Below are 22,225 nucleotides of genomic sequence, written 5' to 3' on the forward strand. Positions count from 1 at the left end.
GCTGTTTTACAGAAAAAAGGTATCGGATCTTAGCCCTAAACGCAGCGTTTCCAACGCGATGGCATCATGAAATGGAATATTGGCCAGATTCACATTCGGCCCGATTTTTTGAATAAACCCTTGCTGAAGCGTTTTGTTAGGCGCTTCAAAAATCAGCCTGTTGATATCAATATCCGAGGAAATGATGTCGTCAACAATTTGAAATCTGACATCGCCGCTGCTGGAACAGATCCCTCCCGTTCCGCTTTCTCTGGCTTCTGTAATCACTTTTTTCGCGCCCGCTTCCATATCCTCAACGATATATTCAAGCCATTCCTCAGAGCTTTGCCGGCTTGCTAATTCCGCATCCTTGCTGCCCACCTCACTGAGCACAAGAAATTCATCAGAAAAATCGGCAATGAAAGCCGCTTTCTCTTTATTTGTCATCGGGAGCGTACCGTTTGAGATCTCAATATATTCACAGCCGAAATAGGTGCAATACCGATGAAATTCATTCACTTTTTTCTGGCTTACGTACTTTTCGAACAGTGTGCCGCCAAAGAAAAATGTAATGTCATGTTCTTTCAGTGTGCTGATTTTTTCTTCAAGATCTTTCGTAAGTAATGATGTGCCCCAGCCGAATTTTACAAAATCAATATAGTCGGACGCTCCGGCTATGACATCTTTGAAAAATTGCAAGGGATAGCCGTTATCAATTAAAATGGACTGCCCGGTTTCTCTCGGCTTGTTTGTTCTCACTGGCAATTCTAGTGAAAAATCATTCATATTATGACCCTCTCTATCGTTGGAACTTCTCCATCTTGTTTCACTTTCATCACAAAATCGCCCGTCAGTTCTTTTGTACAGTAAACGATGTCTTCCGAATCAAATAATGGCTGGCGGCTGTCAAAAAACTTCTCCGCAACAGAAGAGCGTTTTATTCTTTGAATCGCCTCCGCAGCCGTTACCGCATTTGTCCCTTCAATGATGCCTTTGATATACTCCGCACATGCCATATCGTCATCACCGGATGGATGGGAAGCCACAATGTTTATGACACAATCGTTTTCGGCGAGCTTTTTCACATGCTGTGCCGTTGTTTTGGCATTGGAAAATCCAGTTACGAACAGATGCTTTGCATTCAGTGCCCCCAATGCTGCTGTGACGCCGTTTGTTGTTTTCTGGATCAGGCTTTTATCCGCCATATTCTGCACAGCCATGCGCTTTGGAGAATTATCTAAATCAAATCCGCTAATACCGACCCCCTTTTCCTCTCCCGTCAATACATAATCCGGATAGGTGTCTTTCAGCGCAAAGGCTTCATCAGCTGTCCGGACCAACAAAATCTCTTTCGCCCCGCCGATAAACGCATAATGGGCGACCGTAAAGGCTCTGATGACATCAATGACGATGTTAATATCAGCCGGGGCAAGCGAATGATGATGCCCCTGATAAATGGCAATCGGCATACTACCTCTCCTTGGGCATAAAACCATTTTGCTAAAAAGCATATTCAGCCGGGCTCTTAATGGTTCCGCACCTCATTTTAGGCGGGCGCAGCCCCTAAAAACCCTGAACCTTTATGCAAAAAATGAATAGTCTGCCTATAACTCGATCAATAGATAAAAAAAGCAGATGCAAACGGGGGGAAAACATTGAACGAAACCATCACATATGACACTTGGAACGACATGCTGTCCAAACAGATAACGGATCAATTGATCGATGAGCTCGATGTGTTGAAATGGGCTTACCGAACGTACGGAGAAAAGATTGTGTACGCCTGCAGCTTTGGCGCAGAAGGAATGGTGCTTCTCGACTTAATATCAAAAATCAACAAAAACGCACACATCATCTTTTTGGATACCGGGCTTCATTTTCAGGAAACATATGAGCTGATCGAGACCGTCAAAGAACGATATCCGGGATTTGCAATCCAGATGCTCGAACCCGAGCTGAGCTTAACAGAACAGGGGACGAAGTACGGCGGAGAGCTGTGGAAGCATAACCCGAACCTCTGCTGCCAATTGCGGAAAATCGAACCGCTCAAAAAGCACCTGTCCGGCATGACAGCTTGGATTTCAGGACTGCGCCGGGATCAGTCACCAACGAGAAAGCATATTCAATACGTAAACCTGGACCAGAAGTTTGAGCTCATCAAAATTTGCCCGCTTATCCACTGGACATGGGATGACGTTTGGACGTACATCCGCCTGCACAATTTGCCTTATAACAAACTGCACGATCAACATTATCCGAGCATAGGCTGTGAAATGTGTACACTGCCTTCCCCGGACCCGAACGATGAGAGGGCTGGAAGATGGGCCGGACGGGAGAAAACAGAATGCGGCCTGCATCAAGAATAGCGGATGGCAGGTTCTTGATGTGAGAATCGAAATGATGTTAAGGCGCTGATGTCAAACTTTCATTAAGTGCAGAAAAGAAAACAAGGAAACGTATAAATGGAGGTTGAACACGTTGAATGGAAACGAACCCCACGGAGGGGTATTAATCAACCGCTGTGATCCCGCATGCCATTTTGAAGGGTGCGCGTGCCAAGCAGAGCTGGATCAGCTTGCACTGAGTGATCTGGAGCTTATTGCGATCGGCGGCTACAGCCCGTTAACAGGTTTTTTGGGAGAAAAAGATTATCATTCCGTTGTGAAAGAGATGAGGCTGGCAAACGGCTTGCCGTGGAGCCTGCCGATTACGCTGCCTGTCGGAGAAAAAACAGCAAGACAGCTGTCTGCCGGAGATCACGTCAAGCTTGTGAAAGACGGTGTTACCTACGGCATGATCACAGTCACCGATATATACCAGCCTGATAAAACACAAGAAGCACTGTCTGTTTTTAAAACAAACGATCCTGCCCACCCAGGCGTAAAAAAATTGCTGGCGCGCCCGGATTACTATATCGGAGGGCCTATCACGGTCAGCAGCCTGCCTGACAAATCTTTCGAACAGTTTTATGCAACGCCCGCTGAAACAAGAGCGGCCTTTCAAAAACTCGGCTGGAAGACGATTGTCGGCTTTCAAACCAGGAACCCTGTTCACAGAGCGCATGAATACATTCAAAAAACAGCGTTAGAAACGGTCGACGGTCTGCTGCTTCACCCACTTGTCGGAGAAACAAAGTCAGACGATATCCCCAGCGATATCAGAATGGAGAGCTACCAGGCTTTGCTTAATCACTATTATCCAAAGGATCGTGTCATGTTATCGGTTTTCCCTGCCGCCATGCGTTATGCAGGTCCGCGGGAAGCGATTTTCCATGCGCTCGTCCGAAAAAATTACGGCTGTACCCATTTTATTGTAGGCCGTGATCACGCGGGTGTCGGCAGCTACTATGGAACATACGACGCCCAAAATATTTTTCAATCATTCACAGAGGAAGAGCTGGGCATCAAGCCGCTGTTTTTTGAGCACAGCTTTTATTGCCGAAAATGCGGAAACATGGGCACCTCCAAAACATGTCCGCACAGCCCGAGAGACCACATCCACTTATCAGGCACAAAAGTGAGAGAGCTTCTCCGCCAAGGCAAAAAGCCGCCTAAAGAATTCAGCCGGCCTGAGGTCGCAGCCGTGCTGATCAAGGGACTTCACCAACAGCCTGTTGCCATCAAGCAAAACAGCGGGGAATTGCAATGACACACAATCCGAACATCATTTGGCATCCCGCTGCCATCTCAAAGTCTGACAGACAGTCCTTAAACGGACACAAAAGCTGCGTCCTTTGGTTTACAGGTTTGTCCGGCTCCGGAAAATCGGTGCTGGCCAATGCTGTCGATGAAAAGCTTTACCGCAAGGGCATTCAGAGCTACGTGCTTGACGGTGATAATATCCGCCACGGCTTAAACAAAGATCTTGGATTTCAGACTGGTGACAGGATTGAAAACATCCGCCGGATCGGAGAAGTGGCGAAGCTGTTTGTCGACAGCGGGCAAATGATTTTAACGGCTTTTATTTCTCCATTCAGAGAGGATCGGGACATGGTTAGAGCGCTCTTTCCTAAAGGTGAGTTCTTCGAAATTTATGTGAAGTGCCCGCTGCATGTTTGTGAACAGCGCGATCCAAAAGGGCTTTATAAAAAAGCGCGAAACGGAGAGATCAAACATTTCACCGGGATCGATTCTCCGTATGAAGCGCCGCTTTCACCCGATTTCATCATTGAGTCTGACCAGACCTCTATTTCCGATGGAGCTGATCTCATCATTAACGCACTGCAAAACAGAGGAATTATATAAAAAACCCGATCAATGTCGGGTTTTTTCTTATGAGTTGGAGAACTGCGCAATCAAACTGTTGATCTTCTCTTTTTCCTCATAAAATGCTCCGTGCCCGCTGTTTGCAAACGGAACCAATTCCGACTGTTTGATGCCGCGCTTCAATTCTTTCGCAAAATCAAACGGCGCAATTCTATCCTTTCTCCCGTGCAGGATCAGCGTCGGCACCTTGATTGCAGCAAGTTCCTTTCTGAGATCTTCGTCTCTTAATGCGATGCCCGAGTGGATCGTCCCGTAGGAGGAAGCCTCCAGCATCAGATTGAGAAACCACTGCCTAAGCTCTGGAGACACTTTTTTCTCAAAAAACTGTTTCCCTAAATCAGCCAGTGTTTTGGGCCGATCAGCTTTGAACAATTCAATCATATCGTCAATATCCTGCTTCCTCATCCCGTACGGATAACCCGGGCGTTTTGTAAACGCGGGGGCCGCCGCAGACAGTAAAATCAGCTTATCAACATCGGCTCCTTCATGCCTTGCCATATAACGGATTGCAATTGCGCCGCCCATTGAAAAACCGGCAAGAATCGCATTCTCAAGCTGCAGCGTATAAATGACTGCTTTCACATCATCGGCCATCGTGTCATAATCGTAGCCTTCCCAAGGGCGGTCAGATTGCCCATATCCCCGCAAATCAACGCCGATAAAACGAAATCCCCTTTTCGGAAGCTCATTCATTTGATATTCAAACATCTTATGATTCAACGGCCACCCGTGCAAAAAGATGATCGGCCTTCCATGTCCGATATCCTCTACAAACAGTGTCACATGCTCCTCGGTTTTGATGTAATGCCCCATTCCGCATTCCTCCTGTTCCCTTTGGCTTTTTCGGCCTGTAAACGCCTTGACGTATAGGAAGCTTTCCATTTATGCTTACAAAACAAGCGGGCTGCTGTACCAAGAAAAGGCTCTTCACGATTTACTATATGTATCAATTTCCTTAACGATCTATTAAATTGAACCCGGAAGCCTCTGTTTTTCGGGCAGCAAAGGATGTCATCACATGAATAAAATCGCAATTCAAAAACCGAACATACCGGAAAACCTGCAAACCGCAGATTTTCATGATGCCGTGACACAGGATGATGTAATCAGCATGCATTTGTTTGAAGATTGCACCATCTGCGGCGAAGATATCGAAAGACTATGTGTTGAAAAAACGGTATTCAGAAATGTCGTCTTTATCGATGTGTCTTTTCGGCATATTGAACTGACCGATGTGATCTTTGAAAAATGCGATTTATCAAACGCCGATTTCAGCGGGGCTGTCATTCACAGAACTTCAGTTAAGCAGTCAAAAATGGTTGGAATGAATGTGGCGGAAGCAACGCTGCGGAATGTTTCATTCGAGGAATGCCACGGACATTTCAGCTCATTTTCGTACTCAAATATGAAACAAGTTCGATTTGATCACTGTGCTCTTATGCAAAGTGAATGCAGCGATACGGTGCTCCAGCAGACACACTTTGACGGATGCGAATTGGAAGGCGCCAGCTTTACCGGCACGTCCCTTCAAAACATGGACATCAGCACGTGCCGTTTTGAACAGCTTCATGTCTCCCTCGACAAATTGAAAGGCTGCAAAATCGCACCTGAGCACGCGATTGCCTTCGCCAGGGCACTGGGAGCTGTCATCGTATAACCAAAGCCTAGGACATCATCAGGCGGCGTGCTGTTTCAGCTGCCGCTTTAATGCCAGTTTCCAAATCTCCAAGAGATGCATAGGAATATGACAGCCTGATGCTGTTTCGGTCTTCACCGTCATAAATGTAGCCGGGATTCACAAGCACCTGCCGTTTCAGCAATCCATAAAAGAAACGGCTAACAGGCAGGTTTTTGTGAAATGTCACCCAAATATAAAAGCCGCCTGCGGGAATCCGCCACGTGGCAATGTCCCCGGCATACCGCTCGAGAAAATGAACGGCGGCGTCTCTCCTTTCTTTAAGCTTCCTGCGTACCCAAGTCAGATGCTCTTCATAATATCCCTGTGACAGCCACTCGGCAGCCGCCCACTGGGACAGGCCGCTTGATCCGTAGTCTGTCTGCATTTTAATGTCCGCCAGCCTTTCAATAACCGGCTCCGGACCTGCAAGCCAGCCGATTCGCAGACCGGGGCTAACCGTTTTTGAAAACGTACCCAGATACAGAATATTGCCCTCATGATCCATGGCTTTCAACGGCTGCGGCGGTTTTTCTTCAAACCATAAATCACCGTACGCATCATCCTCAATGATGGGCAGCTGCTCTTTTTTTGACAGGCTGATGATCTCTTTCCTTCGCTGCTCTGACATGACTGTGCCTGTCGGATTATGAAACGACGGAATCGTGTAAAGCAGCTGTCCTCCATATTGTTTTCGATTAGAAGAAACAAGCCCCGCTTTGACCCCTTCATCATCCATCGGCAAGCCGCGAAGCCGCATCCCAGCTGATTGAAATACATGCAAGGATTGAAGGTAGGACGGCTTCTCCGTCAAAATGACAGAATCTCGTTTTAAAAGTCCAATTGAGATGAGCTGAAGTGCCTGAAGTGCACCGGACACAATTAAAATTGCAGACGGTGACACATGGATCTTCTTTCCTTTTAAATGGTCGGCCACTGCCTCCCGCAGCTGACGGTTTCCTTTCGGCTGCTCATATCCTAAAGACAGGGCGCCCGGATTGATTTGCTGAAACATCCGTCCAATTGTGTCAGCAGGCACAAGATCCGGTGAAAGTTCTCCAGTTCCTAATCTGATGATATCCGCTCTTGGTTCGTTCTGATTAATAGCTTGAATGATGGAAGAATTGGCGCGATGAATGCCCGAACGGACGTAATCGCTCCAATCAAGCGGAGGCTCAGCCGCCAGCATGCTCCAAGTACTGTTTACAACCTTCGTACCGCCGCCTCTTCTTCCCTCTAACAAGCCTTGAGACGTGAGTTCATCTATGGCTGCTGTGACTGTGCTGCGATTGACTTGAAATATGTCGGCCAGCGTTCTCTGTGAGGGGATTTTCGTCCCTACAGCCCACTCTCCGTGAAGAATCTTGTCTTTCATATATTGTTCGATCTGCCGATGCAGCGGAACATCCGACTTTCGGCTTGGCTGCCATTGCGACAAGGTCATGCCCCCCCTTTTTTACACATTATACATTTGGCTGGTTTCTAACCCAACCAAATGGCTGGAGACTTTAGTGACAATCTCTCTTATGATTGAAAAAAATGTGAAAGGAGCTTTTTCAGCATGAATGCAATCATTCACGGAATTGTGCTCGCGTTTGGCTTAATTTTGCCGCTGGGAGTGCAGAATGTGTTTATTTTTCAGCAAGGCGCGTGGCAAAAGCATATTTGGCGGGCTCTCCCAGCTGTCATCAGTGCTTCAGTCTGCGATACCTTGTTAATCGTATTAGCCGTTGCGGGCGTGTCTGTCATTGTGCAGGAGCTGCCTGTGTTTGAGACAGTCATGATGGCCGGCGGATTTTTATTTTTGCTCTATATGGGCTGGGTGACTTGGAACAGCCGTCCGAACACAAGCCAAAATGAGAAACATACGTTCACACCAAAAAAGCAAGTTGCATTTGCGGCCGCTGTTTCTCTTTTAAACCCGCATGCCATTCTGGACACGATCGGCGTCATCGGCACGAGCTCTCTTCAATATTCGGGGCTTGAGAAATGGCTCTTTATGGCCGCCTGCATCGCTGTGTCTTGGATTTGGTTTATCAGCCTTGCAATAGCGGGCCGATTGTTTCAGACGATAGATACGAGCGGCAGGCTTATGCTGATCGTAAACAAATGCTCTGCAGCGGTAATGTGGGCAGCGGCAGGATATTTTGGGGTGTCACTCTTTTGCAATTGAAGGAGAAACAGATGAAAAAACGAATTTCTTAGAAAAGGGGGCATGCTGATGACTGATGCAAAACAGTTTTATGACTATCATTCTTGGGCAAACAAGAAAATATTTACCCATATCGAAAATCTGCCGGAGGAAACTGCCTATCAAGAAGTAAAGAGCGTATTTCCTTCTGTCAGCGACGTGCTGCTTCATATGTGCAGGGCTGACTACATTTGGCTGAATGTTCTTTCGGGAGTGGCCTACCAAGAGATTATAGACAGCGCAGGCAAATTAGAGTCCGCGCAAGGTAATATGGCAGCGATTAAACAGCACGCTGCCGAGCTGGAGTCACAGTATCATGATTTCTTCAGCCGCCAGACGGACTTAGAACAGACCTTCACAATGCAGCATCCGAAACTAGGTACACTGGAATCAACCTATGCAGACACCATCCTGCATGTCGTCAATCACGGCACTTACCACAGAGGGAACGTAACCGCCATGCTGAGACAGCTGGGCCATTCAGGCGTACCTACTGATTATATGTACTATTTATATGAGAAAAGAGAAAGCAAGGGCTAAAATGTCCTTGCTTTTTTTTGCGGAAAGCCTCAAATGCAACACATTAGCTTTTACATACCTGTATAAGCGCGCTTCACATCAAGCTGTACGGGCCTGCCGCTCTTATAGGAATTGGTCGCCGCGATGCCCACTTCTAAATTGATCGTCGCATCGATATCTGTCACAATCGGTGTTTTTCGATCCCGGACACACTCGGCAAAATGCTGAAGCTCCAAGCAGTAGGCTTCATGAAAACGAGTTTGAAAGTCTGGAATGATATCAAAACTGCTCCCTTTAGCCGATAGGATGGTCACATGTTGATGTCTCAATGTTCCTATGAAAATACTGCCCTCTGTCCCGATCACCTCCGCCCGAATGTCATGTCCATATGGAGAGGTTCTGCTTGCCTCGACGTCCCCCGCTGCGCCGGAGTCAAATTCAATATACGTCAGCGCCTGATCCACATCACCGTACTGCTCCATAAACGGATTGTTCAGAATCCTGCCGTGTCCTGAAACAGAAGTGATTTCCGCCCCTAGCAAATAACGGGCAATATCATAGTCATGGATGGAACAGTCGATAAAAATTCCACCGCTGTGTTTGATAAATTCTGCAGGAGGCGCGCCTTGGTCGCGCGTAAAGCCTTTATAATAGATAGGTTTGCCGATTTCTCCAGCGTCGATCCGCCGCTTGGCATCTGCGTATGCTGGATCGAACCGTCTCATAAAGCCGACTTGGCAGATGACACCTGTCTCCTGCACTTTTTCAGAAACTGCTCTAGATTCCTCAAGGCTTAATGTCAGCGGTTTTTCAACAAAGATCTGTTTGCCGTTCTCGGCAGCTTTGATGATCATATCACCATGTGTGCTTGTCGGCGTTACGATAATGACAGCGTCAATGCCGGTATCTTCTAACACTTCATACGGGTCCTCTGACCATTTTTCGATACCGAGTTCTCTGGCAACCTGCTCCGCTCTCCCTTTTAACGGATCACCGACACAAACCAGCTTTGCCCCCGGCACACTGGTGACGAGATTTTTCGCATGATAATAACCGAGCCTTCCTAATCCCAATACTGCGCACCTTACTTGATGTTCCACGTCCCATCCTCTCCTTTATCTCATTTCGGGCTCGCTTTGGGAAAGCGCTTTCTCTTAACAGCTAAAAAAACAGCGGTTCTATCCGCTCTACCATTTTGCGCAAGCGCTTTCTCGAAAGATGGTTTTATTTTACACTGCCTTTGGTTTACACGCAATATGTTTTTTTGGCTTCAACTGTCATAATGAAAAAACCCGCTCATTAGCGGGCTCATGTGTTGTGCGGTGATGTAGAATGTCTGACTACAAGCTCAGGCGGGAGCACTATTTTTTGTTTCGCCTTTCGTTTTCCCTCTATTGCTTCTGCCAGCAGTTCGATGACGCTCCGCCCCATCTCTTTTATCGGCTGGGCTACGGTTGTCAGGGGCGGAGCCGCCATTTCTGCGAGTATCGTATTATCAAAACCAATGATAGAAAGTTCATCCGGCACTTTTATGCCTCTTATCCTCGCAGCTTGTATGGCGGCACAAGCCAATACGTCGTTGAAGGCAAAAATAGCAGTCGGAGCGTTCCTGTCGAGCAATTTTCCCGCTTCTTCCTTGCCGCTTTCCAAGGAAAACCGCGTCTGGATGATAAGTGATTCATCAATGGGCACGCCCGCTTCCTCCATCGCCTGACGGAAGCCTTTGATTCTATTTTTTTCGCCTGTCGTTGACCCGTCTCCGATAATGCAGGCGATGTTCGTGTGGCCGAGTGACAGAAGATGCTTGGCAGCCTCATATCCGCCACGAACGTCATCTATCACAACAATATCCATCGGAAGAAGCGGCTTATCCTGAGAAATCATGGCAATCGGAATTTGTTCACTGGCGATTTCCTCCAAAGCAGACATACTGTCATGGCTTTCAATCCCTGTTGCAAAAATAATGCCATCCACCTTTTTCTGTTTCAGCACAGAAAAATACTTTGTTTCTTTTTTCGGATCGTAATCGGTGCTGCAAATCAACATTTGAAAACCGAGCTCATCCGCTCTTTCCTCAATGCTTTTGGCCAGTTCGCCGTAAAACGGATTTGAAATATCAGGCGCCACGAGAGCAATCATATTCGTTCGTTTTCCCGTTAACGCCGCGGCGTGGACATTGGGCGTGTATGCCATTTCATTCATGACATTCATGACCTTCTGCCGTGTTTTATCACTGATTCTCCCCGTATTGTTTATCACACGGGACACAGTTGTGATCGAGACACCCGCCGCCTTTGCCACATCGTAAATTGTTGTTTTCATGTTCATCCCTCGTCTGGTTATTGAACTTTCCGGCTGACAATTTTCCGGTATTCAATTGGTGAAATGCCTTCTATCTGCTTAAAGAGTTTTGAAAAGTATGTCGGATCTTCCATTCCGACCGTTTCCGCAATAACGCCCATTTTATCATTTGTAGAGGATAAAAGACGCTTCGCTTCAGTCATTCTCACCCGGTTCGTGTATTGTGCCGGAGTTACGCCGAGCACCTGCTGCATGCAGCGGCTCACATAATCCTGATGATAGTGAAGGGCGAGCGACAGATCCTTGATTGTCGTCTTTTCCTTATAGTGCTCCTGTAAGTACCGGGCCGCCTCCCAGGCAACCCGCTCTTTCGCAGACGGTATTTGGAACGCTTCTTTTTGAAGATGCAGCATCAGCTCCTCAAATAAGATTTGCTTTCTGAGGGGCAAATCAGAGTTTTCCGCGGAGTAATCGATCAGCTTTTCAAACTGCTGGGCCATAAACTGCGGGCGCTGCACCTTGCCTTTTCTCGGCAAAGCCAATCCGTAGCGGGCCGGCTCTTCGAAGCTCCCTTTTTCCTGCTGTAGCTCAGACCAGTTGCTGCCTCCCTTTGCCGTAAATTCATATCGATGTTCATCGAAGTGAAGCCAATAGTAGGAGGTTGCTTCATCACTGCCCTTCGTCCCGTAGTGTTCAAGACCGGGAGAAAGCAAGATGTACTCGCCGCCTTCAACAGAAAACGATGTTTCATTTTCCGTTATATATAACGTTCCCTGTTTGACATATATCAGATCAAACACGGAGAATACACGTTTCACATGGGTTTCTCCTTTTTTAAAAACCCCTTCCCCGGCTGCGATAAATACCGGAAAAGGCGGGACTGTAAACAGGATGCGAGGCATTTGAATCATCCTCCTTTTTAAGTCGGATTTTTACAAGAAGTATCGTTTCTATCCCTTTTTATTATAAGGAAATGGAGGTACACTTTAAAACGTTGATTTTATTTACGAAAGGGGTTAGACACTATGAAACAAGCTGTCTTCAAATCAACTGCTTTGAAAAAACCCGCTGACAAAACGTTCTCATTATTTTCGCTTACTTGGCCGATCTTTATTGAGGTCTCATTATATATGTTTATGGGTAATGCCGATACACTGATGCTCAGCCAATACTCGGATAACAGCGTGGCAGCAGTCGGCGTCAGCAACCAGATTTTAAATTTAATTATCGTGATGTTCAGCTTTATCGCAACAGGAACGACCGTTATCATTTCACAATTTCTAGGCTCACGGCAAAAGAAAGAAGCCATGGAAGTCGCTTATGTGTCAATCGGCGCCAACTTCTTCATCAGCCTGGCCATCAGCGCCGTCGTCTTTTTCGCGGCTGTCCCTCTGCTTCATATGATGGGATTATCAGACACACTGATGCCTGATGCGAAAGTCTTTTTACAAGTTGTCGGAGGTCTGTCCTTTATTCAGGCTTTAATCATGACATTCAGCGCGATCTTAAAAAGCTACGGCTACACAAAAGATACAATGTTTGTCACTATCGGCATGAACATTTTAAACATTGCCGGAAACTTTGTTGTGATTTTCGGTTTGTTCGGCTTTCCTGTTCTCGGCGTTGCCGGTGTGGCCATGTCCACATCTATCGCCCGCGTCATCGGATTAATCGCGATGATTGTGATTGTCAACAAACGCATCCAGCTGAAGATGTCGCTGAAAAAAGTCTTTCATATGCATAAAGAGCATTTGCGCAAGCTGCTGAAAATCGGCATTCCTTCTGCGGGAGAGCAGCTTTCATACAACCTTTCGCAAATGATTGTCACGTATTTTATCGCCATCATGGGCGCGCAGGCGTTGACAACAAAAGTGTATACGCAAAATATTACGATGTTTATTTTGCTGTTCGGCACTGCGATCAGCCAGGGTACACAAATCTTAATCGGCCGTTATATCGGCGGCAAACAATTTGATGCCGCTTATGAGCGCTGCATGAAGAGCTTATATTGGGCACTCGGAATTGCTGCGGCTACATCTGTTTTGATGACGATCTTTTCAAAAGACCTGATCGGCCTCTTCACACAAAGCCCTGATATTATAGCAACTGCAAGCCTATTGATTGCCATGACCATTATTCTTGAACCAGGCCGCTCGTTTAATGTCATCATCATTAACTCTCTGCGGGCCGCAGGGGATGCGAAATTCCCGGTTTACATGGCAATGATTTCAATGTGGGGCATTGGCCTCCCGCTTGCTTATCTTTTCGGCATCCACCTCGGTTTCGGTCTTGCCGGCATTTGGATTTCTTTTATCGCGGATGAATGGGTCCGGGGAATCTTAATGTACAGAAGATGGCGCTCACGTATCTGGATTCAAAAAGGTATGGCGTAACACCCGGCTCAATCAAGGCCGGGTGTTTTTTAGATATCAGACAGAATCTGCTTCACTTCGGTCTCTGTGAGAGCGAAGTGATGTTGAAATACATCGTGCTGCTTCGCCCGGATTTTTTCTAAAACAGCCCGGTGCAAATGAAGAGCGGCTTTCACCGTTTTTTGAGAATACTGCGGAAATAGCGGCAAGGCATCCTGACACTCTTCAAGGTAGGCTTCTGCTTCAAAAGCGATATACTCCCACGTCATTGTGAACGCTTTATTTACGGTGCCTTTTTGGAGATCAGCCTCTGTATAGCCGAATTGCTGCATTACCTGACGGGGAATGCGGTTTTTTTGCTGATCTGTGCCAAGATCACTTAAGAAGCGAACCAGCTGTACGGCCAAGCCTAGAGAGACGGCTGCTTGTTTGAGCTGATCTTGTTTTCGGCGTGTCAGTATCGGCAGCAGCATCAATCCGGCAGCACCGCCCGTCCGATATGCGTACATGAGCAGTTCATCAAGGTCATCATACGGCTTGGCGTCTTCTTTTTGTGCGGCAATAAACTCCCGAAAAGGTTCGCTTTCCAATGTAAAGGTCCGATACGCATGATCAAAAGCCTTCCATAGATGTTGATTACCGTTATTTGTCCTTTGGTAAACATGATCAGCTTTAGCTTCAAATGCGGGCAATACCTTTTCGTCTGCACTGGCCGCCGTGTGGCAAAACGACAATACTGCCCAAGAGGCTTGTCTTTGCTTTAGCGGGAGATATGATAATGCTTTGAAACAGGCTGGCGCGTATTCGCCAACAATCTGTCCGCATTGCTGGTAAGCTTCTTTTATCTCTTTCATTTTCTCACTCCTATGTATCACTGCTTCTTCAAGTCTAGTATGTTTTTTCCTAATTGTATATGAAGAAAATGCCGATTCTTACTTTGTAAAAGTAACAAGACGCACAGCATCATCGACGAGATATGCATTATTATTTTTAATGCCATACAACAGGTAGAATGTAAACATTTCTCAATCATCACTTCATTAATAGAGGAATCACGGAAAAAAGGGCTAATTGTTATGATACATGATAGTATTGGAGTGAGTTTAGTGATGAAATTTTTTGAATATAACTGGCAGGTTAGAGATCAATGGTTTACTTGGTGTCATCAACTAACCACTGAAGAATTACTTAAAAACCGTCTTGGCGGAGTAGAGAATATTTTATATACCCTTTTTCATATTATTGATGTGGAATATAGTTGGATTCGTGCTATCCAAGGAAAAGAAGATATCGCTGTTCAGTTCGCTGATTATCAAACACTCAATAAAGTGAAATCTCTCTCAAATACATTCCGAACTGAAATAATTGATGTTTTACAAACACATTCAGATCAAATAAAAGATGAACTTGTAAGCGTTCCTTGGGAGACAGGTGTTTTATATACGCGAGATGAAATATTACACCATATCATCGCTCACGAAATTCACCATATTGGTCAACTTTCTGTATGGGCTAGGGAATTAAAGTTAAGCCCGGTATCAGCTAGTTTTATCGGCAGAACATTAAAACCTATTCATTCTTATTGAAGGAATGCGGGGGCAATTCGATAGTGCTGTTGTACAAAAAAGGATAGATAGAGCATATATTTCCCTGCTCATCTATCCTTCTTATTTAAATCTATACATCTCTGGCTTTTAATCACATTTGTATTGAACCTACCTCTCGTCAATATCAATGCGATACGCTTCAAACCATGTATGAATTTGAGCAAGATGGGCGATCAGCTGAGGCCCCTTCATGAGCTGCCCGAACCACGGGACCTTGAAGGAGGAGCCTTCCGTTTCTAAAAGCTGATCTAATTTTTTTCTGTCCAGTAAGGTATGGAGCACGGAGTCCTTTTGGCTTCTGATCGTTTTCAGCCACTCGCTGACGCCTTTTGTATATTCCGGATGATGTGTTTTCGGATACGGGCTTTTTTTGCGATACAGAGTGTCATCAGGCAAAATACCTTCAAGCGCTTTGCGTAAAATGCCTTTTTCCCGATTATCATGCATTTTCATTTCCCACGGAATATTCCAAACATATTCCACAAGCCGGTGATCGGCGAACGGCACCCGCACTTCCAGGCTCGCCCCCATGCTCATGCGATCCTTCCGATCCAAAAGGTTCGTCATAAACCAAAGCATATTTAAATAGAACAGCTGTCTTCTTGCTTTATCCACACCCGTTTCACCATCTAATAATGGCGTTTCTGCCAAGGTTTCTTCATATTTGCCATTTACGTATTCTTTCAGATTCAATTTTTTCTGCCATGAGTCAGAAAGCAGCTTGATCCGCTCCTCCGTTGATCTCATCCATGGAAAGCCAGACTCAACATCTGCCGTATGGAACCACGGGTACCCGCCGAAAATCTCATCCGCGCACTCTCCCGATAGGCTGACGACAAAGTCCTTTTTGATTTCCCGGCAAAACCACAGCAGGGATGAGTCGACATCCGCCATTCCCGGCAAGTCTTTGACCAGTACAGCTTCCTCCAAATGATCAACGAGATCTTTTTGGCTGATGACGCATTTGTGGTGCGTTGTGCCGAAAGCCTCTGTCATTTTTTCAATCCATGGTCCGTCATCATTCGGCTGAAAAGCGCTTGCTTGAAAAAATTTATCGTTCTCTTCGTAATCAATCGAATAAGTATGAAGCGGTGCTTTTCCTTCCTTTTCAAAATGGCCCGCCGCAATCGCTGTAATTGCGCTTGAGTCCAGACCGCCTGATAGGAATGTGCAAACCGGCACATCCGACACAAGCTGCCGCGTCACCGCGTCCTGAAATAACGATCTGACATTGGCAACCGTGTCATCAAAACTGTCCGTATGTTTTTCGCTTTCAACATTCCAATAACGCCAAATATTAAGTCCGTCTTTGGAAAATGTCAGCGCGTGAGCCGGGCGGATTTCTTTTATGCCTTTAAATATGCCAGTGCCCGGGGTTCTGGACGGTCCAAGACCGAAAATTTCAGAAAGTCCCGTTCTGTCCACTCTCGCTTTTATATCAGGGTGCGCGAGGATTGCTTTGATTTCCGAACCGAAGAGAAATGAAGAGCCTTCCTTCGTGTAAAAAAACGGCTTTACGCCGAGACGGTCTCTCGCGGCAAACAACAAATTTCGCTTTTCATCCCACACAGCGAAAGCGAATATGCCATTGAGATGGTCGACACAGTCTTCCTGCCATTCGATGTAGCTGTGCAGAAGCACCTCGGTATCTGACGTACGCTCGAATTGATGGCCCCGCGCCCGCAATTCTTTGCGCAAATCTTCCGTGTTATAAAGCTCGCCATTGTAAATAATGGTGTACGTATCCCCTTTATAGGTACACGCCATCGGCTGGCGTCCGCCTTCAATATCAACAACCGCAAGTCTTTTATGTCCGAATAAAACATGGTGCTCCCCCCAAACGTTTGAATCATCAGGCCCTCGTTTGGAAAGAGTGTCTGTCATTCTGTCCATCGTTTGTTTTTCCTGGACGAGCTGCTTTTTAAAATCGACCCAACCCGTAATTCCACACATGTGACATCAGCTCCAATCCCGTTTCTTTCGTAACAATTTCGTTTCTTTCAGCACCTTAGTAAGTTTATGCATCTATAGGCAGATAGTTGATTTGTCCATAAAAGAGTTGTATGGGACAGGCTTGAATTGGAAAGAAAAGAGAGGAATGAAGAAAAAGGAGACAGCATGGATGAAACGGAAACAATTGTTATATACAGAGGAACGAAAGTGGGAATACGGCACCATCCTCATTGAAGACGGCATCTGCTTAATCGAAAACGGTGAAGGCGATATACTGCTGGCGGACAGTCTCCAACACAGCCCAATCTGGGTCCATCATAAAGGAAAGTGGGAGCAAGCCGGCTTTCAGGACAAGTTGGTTTTGGCATGCGGTGCAGAAAACATCTCCCTTTCCGGCGGAGAACGCATCCGCTATGAGAAATCAGTCAAGCGGCCTCTCATGGCGCTTTTGGATTCGCTTGACGACGAAACCTTTCTCGCATTTCTGCAGCACTTGCACAGCTTCGGCTTATCGGTATTCGATTGCGTCTTTTCTTATAATAAAGGAGTCTTTTCGGATACTTCGGCGGGGCAGGGTGTGTCCTTTTATCACTTTTCAAATGACACCGCACAATGCGCGATGCAGCATCACTACAGCAGCGAAGGGACAGGAGACCGTTTTGAATGGACGGCTTCAAACGGAAAGCGATCCATTATGTATTCAGCAGTCCAACGGGGGCGCAAATAAAAAAGCGGTGCATCGAGCACCGCTTTTTGGTTACTTTTCAACAACCACTTTTGCTTCCTTGCTTTCTTTTTTATCTGTATCCGCAGCCGTGACGTACAGCACCGTTCCGGCTTTTTGTTTTTTGATTTTCACCGAAAACGTTCCTTTTGCGTCAGCTTTGGCAGAAGCAATGACTTTCTTTGATTTGTTTTTCACTCTGATCATCGCTTTGCTGTTTGCCTTCCCTTTTACTGCCGTATCCTTCGTTTTCACCGCGTTTACTTTCGGTGTGCCGGAAGGTTTTCCTTTGACGACGACAACTTTATACGATGTTTTCGCATCGCCTTTTGTTGCTTTCACATACAGTACTTGATCCTGTTTTTGAGTCGCGATATTGACCTTGAACGCATTGTCTTTTCCGGCTTTGGCGCTGCCGAGTTTCTTTTTGCCGTTCATCACCTCGATAAGTGTGCCTTCCTTCGCGTTTCCTCTGACAGCTGTTTGAGTGCTTTCCAGCTTGTTGACCTTAAGCTGTAAATCAGCTGCGCTGACAGCCTTCATGACATTCAGCCGCCCGTAGCCTGAATGCCAGTCTACACCAGGTGTCTTCGGAATTTCAATCGGATCGCCATAATCGTCATACAACTCTTCTTCTCCGCCATCGACACTTTCAAAGGAAATATCATCTGCCGTCTTTTTCAACATATCCTCAACTTCTGTTCTTTTCAGCTTAGGATTTTGAGCAAACAGCAATCCTGCAGCAGCGGCAGCATACGGCGTCGCCATAGACGTTCCGCTCATGTACGTGACATTTCCGTTCGGCACTAAGCTCGGGATATCAGACCCTGGAGCAGAGATGTCCAGACCTTATTTCATAGGACGAGATACCGCTTACAGGGAATTTTAAGGTTATTTTAAATGATTTGGAATATGAGGGGATAAATATAAAAAAAACCAGCTCTATCAAAGAGCCGGGTTCATAGGTTTTTCTATTAAAACAATTGAAAACCAATTGGCAAATGCAGACCGAGCAGCACTGTCAGCAAAAGGACAATGACGAAGCCGACCCACAGGCCTCCTGTTGATTTTTCTTTTTTCTTGCGGATGAGGAGCATTTCCATCAGGCCGATGGTGATAATGCCCAGAATCATTTTGCCGGCGTATTCTCCGTTCCAGTTGGCGAAACGGACAAACAGCTCAGCTCCTGTCAAAATAATAAGGATATAGAATAACCGCAGAATCATATGAGTGATTTTTGCGCCCTTTGCACTTCCTGACGAATACAGCGAGTAGCTGACGAAAAGCAGAATCAGCGCTACCACCCATGTCGTAATATGTAGGTGTGTCATATATGTTCCCCCTATCAGATAAATTACCCCACTTATAGTACCATGAACTTGTCCTCTGTCACAAAGATGATTATCAGAAAAAACGGGCGGGTCCGGGTCCGCCCTCCAGTTTTATTCAGCCAATTTGGTTTGACAGCGTTCCGATCGGATCAATTGTAATATCAATTTTATCACCTGACCGCAAGAATTTTGGAGGCGTAAACCCCTTGCCGACACCAGACGGCGTACCGGTGGCAATAATGTCGCCCGCTTCAAGCGTCATCCCCTTTGAGAGGGTTTCAATTAATTCCGGAATGGAAAAGATCATATCGCTTGCCGAACCGGATTGGCGCAGCTCGCCGTTGACTCTTGTTTCAACCTTGAGGCGCTCTGGCTCCTGAATCGTTGATTTATGTACAAGCACGGGCCCCATCGGACATGTCGTATCCAAGCTTTTTCCGATAAAAAACTGCTTATGCCTTTTTTGCAGATCACGCGCCGTGATATCATTCACAATCGTATATCCGAAAACATGGTCATATGCATCTTCTTTTGAAATGCGGGTCCCGCTTTTTCCGATCACGACAGCAAGTTCTCCCTCATAATCAAGCTGAGAGGTAACCTCTTCATGGCTCTTTACGATATCACCATGCCCCGTAACCGTTACCGGCGATTTTGTAAATACCATCGGATGCTCCGGAATATCAGCCTCGCTTCCCATTTCAATCGCGTGATCCCGGTAGTTTTTGCCGATGCAGATGATATTTTTTGATGGCTTCGGAATGGGTGCATGGAGCTTCACCTCAGATAATGAATACATAAATGATCCCAGCTCATCATTCGGTTTCTTTGCCCACTCGGCCAGCTGCCTTGCATGCGCAACGAATTTATCCCCTTCTGCGATACATTCAATCAGCGATCCCGGAATCGTCTCAAGTTCAAACAGTTTTTTTTCAGCCTTTTGCAAATCCATAATTTTCTCATCATCAATGATCAGGCCGACAAACATTCGGTTGTAAAGTTCCCCTGTCGCAAATTTCATGTTATTCCTCCATCATCTTTTAAATCAGAATGCTCCTTCATGTATTCTCTGTCGAATGCTGAAATCCCTTTTTCTCAATTCCGTTTTCATTTCGTTTCAGGACGGGCTTGCTCTACATATCATACAAATGTCGTTTTGAGAAGGAGGAAAGAATATGGAGCGCGTGCATTTATTTTTTCATCGGGAGCAGCTGAAAAGGAAAGGTACAGCCAAGGGGCTTTTCGTAACAGATCGATCTGTTTCTCCCATTCTTCTCACACAGCGTGACAGAGCGGAAAAGGCATCCTATGAAATCAGCTGGGAAAAGTCTCTGCTTGGTGAAAGGACACTTTTTTTGAATGCAGAACAGGATGATCCGTCCCTGATGCGGCGCAGACTCGCCTATTGTTTTTTTGACCAGATCGGCGTACCTGCTCCCGTTGCCTCGTACAGCTTTCTGACCATCAATGGCCAGCCTGAAGGCATTTATTTGAACATCAAGAACCATCAGCCAGCCGGTAAAAGGAGTTACGGAGTGAAGACGGCCGATCCAAGGGTTCCATTGTCCCTTTTTAACAATGATTTCTCGGCATTCTTACATGAATTTTTCATACTGATCCGCACAGCCGGAGATGACGAATTGGCTGAAAGGATTAAATTGTATCTGGATGTCAAGCTGTTTTTTTTGTGGCTGATCGGCAACGCCTGCACCAATCAAGGCTTTTACTACACATTTTGTTTAAACGAATCCGGTCGGCTTTACGTTTCCCCGATGGAGACAAGATCGCTTGCCGTACAAGAATGGTATGAAGAAGACCCGCTTCTGACAAAAGGAAAGACGCTTTCGTCAAGGCTTCTATCCATTCCCGCCTTCAGGTCGCAATATCACACCTTAATGAAAAACGTGCTGAAGCGGTCGTTTACTATTGAACGATTATCTCCTCTCATCAACGAATGGCACCTTGACATTTGTCAAAGTGCTGCTGATGATCCTTTTATCAAAAAAAGCCCCTTTCAAATCGAAAAGGAGCAGACCAACATACTTAGAGAAATTGAGGAACGGCAGGACTTTTTGCAAGCACACTTAGCAAGACTTTAGTCCTTTCTCCATTAAAAAAGGCCGCAGCAAAAATTGTCGCTTTTTTAGTCAAATTGACGAAAGGCAACCTTTTGAGCCAAAATAGGTTATACTAACGATATCCTGTATTTATATCAAAATAAAATCTAGAATTGGAGATAGCGTAATGAACAGTAAAATTGAAGAAATGAGGATCACACTAATTGAAACCGCACAAAAATATGGCATGAATTCAAAAGAAACGATTCAATGCAGCCAAGAGCTGGATATCCTGCTGAATACCCGGATTAAAGAAGAAATGATTTTTGGGAGATATCTTGAAAACTCCCGTATGTAAATCATTTTCTATAACAATTAGAATACACCACATGTAACTCCGCTTTTTGCTCAGCACTTCTGGGATATACCTCAGGGCGAGAATGTGCCCGCCCAAAAATCGAATACCGCAGCACGACATACTCCAAAAAGCATTCTACACGCAAAAACACCAAAGAAATAAACAAAAATCACCATAGGCGGATAGCGGCATCCTTCGCCGCATTTCCGCTCAATTTATACCCAACATCCTCTTTTGCCATGTTTAAACATAACGGCCCGAAAAAATAAAGCGCTTTCATAAAGAGCCGATATGTCCCCTTTAAATTTCTCTCACACATATGTGCGTTTGTCATAAGCTATCGTGAATAGCCCAATTGAAATCGGAATTGTCATTTCACTTTACCTGTCTTTTTTTAATTTTTCAACAAAGGATGTGCTCGTATGCCGGCCATTGTCGGAGCGTTTAAAATTAATGCGATTGGTACGAGCGGAGTCGTTCACATCGGGGACTGCATTACGATTTCTCCTCAGGCTCAGGTCAGAACGTTTGCCGGTGCTGGCAGCTTTAATACCGGCGACAGCCTCAAGGTGATGAATTATCAAAACGCGACGAATGTGTATGACAATGATGCGGTTGATCAGCCGATCGTGGCCAATGCGTAAAAGGAGTGAGGCTCATGAACTTCTATATTAATCAAACCATTCAAATCAACTATCTCCGGCTGGAATCAATCAGCAACTCCTCCATTCTGCAAATCGGGAGCGCCGGATCAATCAAGTCACTGTCAAATTTGTATAATACAGGAAGCTATGTAGAACCGGCACCAGAAGTTTCTGGCTCAGGGCAACCGCTCCAGCTGCAGGAGCCCGACACAGGTTCATTGGTCCCGCTCCAGCCTCCTGGCCGTTAAT

The 22,225-nt window shown here is 45.9% G+C and carries 23 protein-coding genes and 2 pseudogenes; 13 read left to right on the plus strand and 12 right to left on the minus strand.

Annotation, left to right across the window (positions count from 1 at the left end):
• Positions 1–6: 6 nt before the first annotated feature.
• Positions 7–765, minus strand: coding sequence for a phosphosulfolactate synthase (locus SB658_RS09425; protein ID WP_017696556.1), 759 nt, complete (start codon positions 763–765; stop codon positions 7–9).
• On the minus strand, positions 762–1,448 hold the full coding sequence (locus SB658_RS09430) for a 2-phosphosulfolactate phosphatase (RefSeq protein ID WP_124059703.1): 687 nt from the start codon (positions 1,446–1,448) through the stop codon (positions 762–764). The genes SB658_RS09425 and SB658_RS09430 overlap by 4 nt, the downstream gene beginning before the upstream one ends.
• Positions 1,449–1,634: 186 nt before the next feature.
• Between SB658_RS09430 and SB658_RS09435 the strand changes: the two genes are divergently transcribed.
• The 3 genes from SB658_RS09435 to cysC all read left to right on the plus strand — a co-directional run bounded on the left by SB658_RS09435 (position 1,635) and on the right by cysC (position 4,223).
• Entirely contained in the window at positions 1,635–2,345 is a 711-nt protein-coding gene (locus SB658_RS09435; protein ID WP_003244757.1) for a phosphoadenylyl-sulfate reductase, read from the plus strand.
• 112 nt (positions 2,346–2,457) lie between these two features.
• The gene (gene sat, locus SB658_RS09440) at positions 2,458–3,627 is read left to right on the plus strand and encodes a sulfate adenylyltransferase (RefSeq protein WP_003233054.1); all 1,170 of its coding nucleotides are present in this window, start codon (positions 2,458–2,460) and stop codon (positions 3,625–3,627) included.
• Positions 3,624–4,223, plus strand: a complete 600-nt coding sequence (gene cysC, locus SB658_RS09445; protein WP_003245829.1) for an adenylyl-sulfate kinase — start codon at positions 3,624–3,626, stop codon at positions 4,221–4,223. The genes sat and cysC overlap by 4 nt, the downstream gene beginning before the upstream one ends.
• 27 nt (positions 4,224–4,250) lie before the next feature.
• On the opposite strand, the gene SB658_RS09450 is transcribed toward cysC, so the two are convergent.
• Entirely contained in the window at positions 4,251–5,057 is an 807-nt protein-coding gene (locus SB658_RS09450) for an alpha/beta fold hydrolase (RefSeq protein ID WP_003245141.1), read from the minus strand.
• A 205-nt stretch (positions 5,058–5,262) separates the two neighbouring features.
• Here SB658_RS09450 and SB658_RS09455 point away from each other — a divergent pair, with 205 nt between their 5' ends.
• A complete protein-coding gene (locus SB658_RS09455; protein ID WP_003233060.1) occupies positions 5,263–5,901 on the plus strand; it encodes a pentapeptide repeat-containing protein in 639 nt (212 codons plus the stop codon).
• Between the two features lie 7 nt (positions 5,902–5,908).
• On the opposite strand, the gene SB658_RS09460 is transcribed toward SB658_RS09455, so the two are convergent.
• Positions 5,909–7,363 (minus strand): aminotransferase-like domain-containing protein, encoded by a 1,455-nt coding sequence (locus SB658_RS09460; protein ID WP_085186299.1) that lies wholly within the window; start codon positions 7,361–7,363, stop codon positions 5,909–5,911.
• 67 nt (positions 7,364–7,430) lie between these two features.
• On the opposite strand from SB658_RS09460, the pseudogene SB658_RS09465 reads away from it, so the two are divergent.
• Positions 7,431–8,092 (plus strand): annotated as a pseudogene (locus SB658_RS09465) (LysE family transporter).
• 48 nt (positions 8,093–8,140) lie between these two features.
• Positions 8,141–8,650, plus strand: a complete 510-nt coding sequence (locus SB658_RS09470) for a DinB family protein (RefSeq protein WP_064671447.1) — start codon at positions 8,141–8,143, stop codon at positions 8,648–8,650.
• A gap of 50 nt (positions 8,651–8,700) precedes the next feature.
• Here the strand turns inward: SB658_RS09470 and iolX are convergent, their stop codons facing one another.
• The 3 genes from iolX to SB658_RS09485 all read right to left on the minus strand — a co-directional run bounded on the left by iolX (position 8,701) and on the right by SB658_RS09485 (position 11,832).
• Positions 8,701–9,729 carry a scyllo-inositol 2-dehydrogenase gene (iolX, locus tag SB658_RS09475; protein ID WP_015715649.1) on the minus strand — a complete coding sequence of 343 codons (1,029 nt, stop codon included), beginning with the start codon at positions 9,727–9,729 and terminating at the stop codon, positions 8,701–8,703.
• A gap of 208 nt (positions 9,730–9,937) precedes the next feature.
• Positions 9,938–10,951, minus strand: a complete 1,014-nt coding sequence (gene degA / locus SB658_RS09480) for a transcriptional regulator DegA (RefSeq protein ID WP_120363320.1) — start codon at positions 10,949–10,951, stop codon at positions 9,938–9,940.
• A 17-nt stretch (positions 10,952–10,968) separates the two neighbouring features.
• Positions 10,969–11,832 (minus strand): AraC family transcriptional regulator, encoded by an 864-nt coding sequence (locus SB658_RS09485; RefSeq protein ID WP_003245539.1) that lies wholly within the window; start codon positions 11,830–11,832, stop codon positions 10,969–10,971.
• Between the two features lie 123 nt (positions 11,833–11,955).
• On the opposite strand from SB658_RS09485, the gene SB658_RS09490 reads away from it, so the two are divergent.
• Positions 11,956–13,323 carry an MATE family efflux transporter gene (locus SB658_RS09490; protein WP_119899224.1) on the plus strand — a complete coding sequence of 456 codons (1,368 nt, stop codon included), beginning with the start codon at positions 11,956–11,958 and terminating at the stop codon, positions 13,321–13,323.
• 29 nt (positions 13,324–13,352) lie between these two features.
• On the opposite strand, the gene farP is transcribed toward SB658_RS09490, so the two are convergent.
• Positions 13,353–14,177, minus strand: coding sequence for a farnesyl diphosphate phosphatase (farP, locus tag SB658_RS09495; protein WP_119899222.1), 825 nt, complete (start codon positions 14,175–14,177; stop codon positions 13,353–13,355).
• Between the two features lie 231 nt (positions 14,178–14,408).
• Between farP and SB658_RS09500 the strand changes: the two genes are divergently transcribed.
• The gene (locus SB658_RS09500) at positions 14,409–14,888 is read left to right on the plus strand and encodes a DinB family protein (protein WP_010886470.1); all 480 of its coding nucleotides are present in this window, start codon (positions 14,409–14,411) and stop codon (positions 14,886–14,888) included.
• Between the two features lie 129 nt (positions 14,889–15,017).
• On the opposite strand, the gene asnB is transcribed toward SB658_RS09500, so the two are convergent.
• Positions 15,018–16,862 (minus strand): asparagine synthase (glutamine-hydrolyzing), encoded by a 1,845-nt coding sequence (gene asnB, locus SB658_RS09505; protein WP_144500820.1) that lies wholly within the window; start codon positions 16,860–16,862, stop codon positions 15,018–15,020.
• Between the two features lie 145 nt (positions 16,863–17,007).
• On the opposite strand from asnB, the gene SB658_RS09510 reads away from it, so the two are divergent.
• Entirely contained in the window at positions 17,008–17,589 is a 582-nt protein-coding gene (locus tag SB658_RS09510) for a DUF2777 domain-containing protein (RefSeq protein ID WP_082201000.1), read from the plus strand.
• 30 nt (positions 17,590–17,619) lie between these two features.
• On the opposite strand, the pseudogene wprA reads toward SB658_RS09510, so the two are convergent.
• The 3 genes and pseudogenes from wprA to SB658_RS09525 form a co-directional block, all read right to left on the minus strand.
• A pseudogene (gene wprA, locus SB658_RS09515) lies at positions 17,620–18,435 on the minus strand (cell wall-associated protease WprA); the annotation flags it as partial.
• Positions 18,436–18,560: 125 nt separating this feature from the next.
• Entirely contained in the window at positions 18,561–18,917 is a 357-nt protein-coding gene (locus tag SB658_RS09520) for a YisL family protein (RefSeq protein WP_003244937.1), read from the minus strand.
• Positions 18,918–19,032: 115 nt separating this feature from the next.
• The gene (locus SB658_RS09525) at positions 19,033–19,938 is read right to left on the minus strand and encodes a fumarylacetoacetate hydrolase family protein (protein ID WP_003233084.1); all 906 of its coding nucleotides are present in this window, start codon (positions 19,936–19,938) and stop codon (positions 19,033–19,035) included.
• 154 nt (positions 19,939–20,092) lie between these two features.
• On the opposite strand from SB658_RS09525, the gene SB658_RS09530 reads away from it, so the two are divergent.
• From SB658_RS09530 to gerPB, 4 genes are all read left to right on the plus strand, one after another.
• Complete coding sequence (locus SB658_RS09530) at positions 20,093–21,016, plus strand: CotH kinase family protein (protein WP_029726290.1); 924 nt, start codon at positions 20,093–20,095, stop codon at positions 21,014–21,016.
• Positions 21,017–21,161: 145 nt separating this feature from the next.
• Complete coding sequence (gene yisI / locus SB658_RS09535) at positions 21,162–21,332, plus strand: aspartyl-phosphate phosphatase YisI (RefSeq protein WP_003233086.1); 171 nt, start codon at positions 21,162–21,164, stop codon at positions 21,330–21,332.
• A gap of 422 nt (positions 21,333–21,754) precedes the next feature.
• Positions 21,755–21,976, plus strand: a complete 222-nt coding sequence (locus SB658_RS09540; protein WP_003233088.1) for a spore germination protein — start codon at positions 21,755–21,757, stop codon at positions 21,974–21,976.
• A gap of 14 nt (positions 21,977–21,990) precedes the next feature.
• Positions 21,991–22,224, plus strand: coding sequence for a spore germination protein GerPB (gene gerPB, locus SB658_RS09545; RefSeq protein WP_003233090.1), 234 nt, complete (start codon positions 21,991–21,993; stop codon positions 22,222–22,224).
• The last annotated feature ends 1 nt before the right edge of the window (position 22,225 follow it).

The organism is Bacillus sp. SIMBA_008 (genome assembly GCF_046535495.1).
Lineage (GTDB): Bacteria > Bacillota > Bacilli > Bacillales > Bacillaceae > Bacillus > Bacillus subtilis.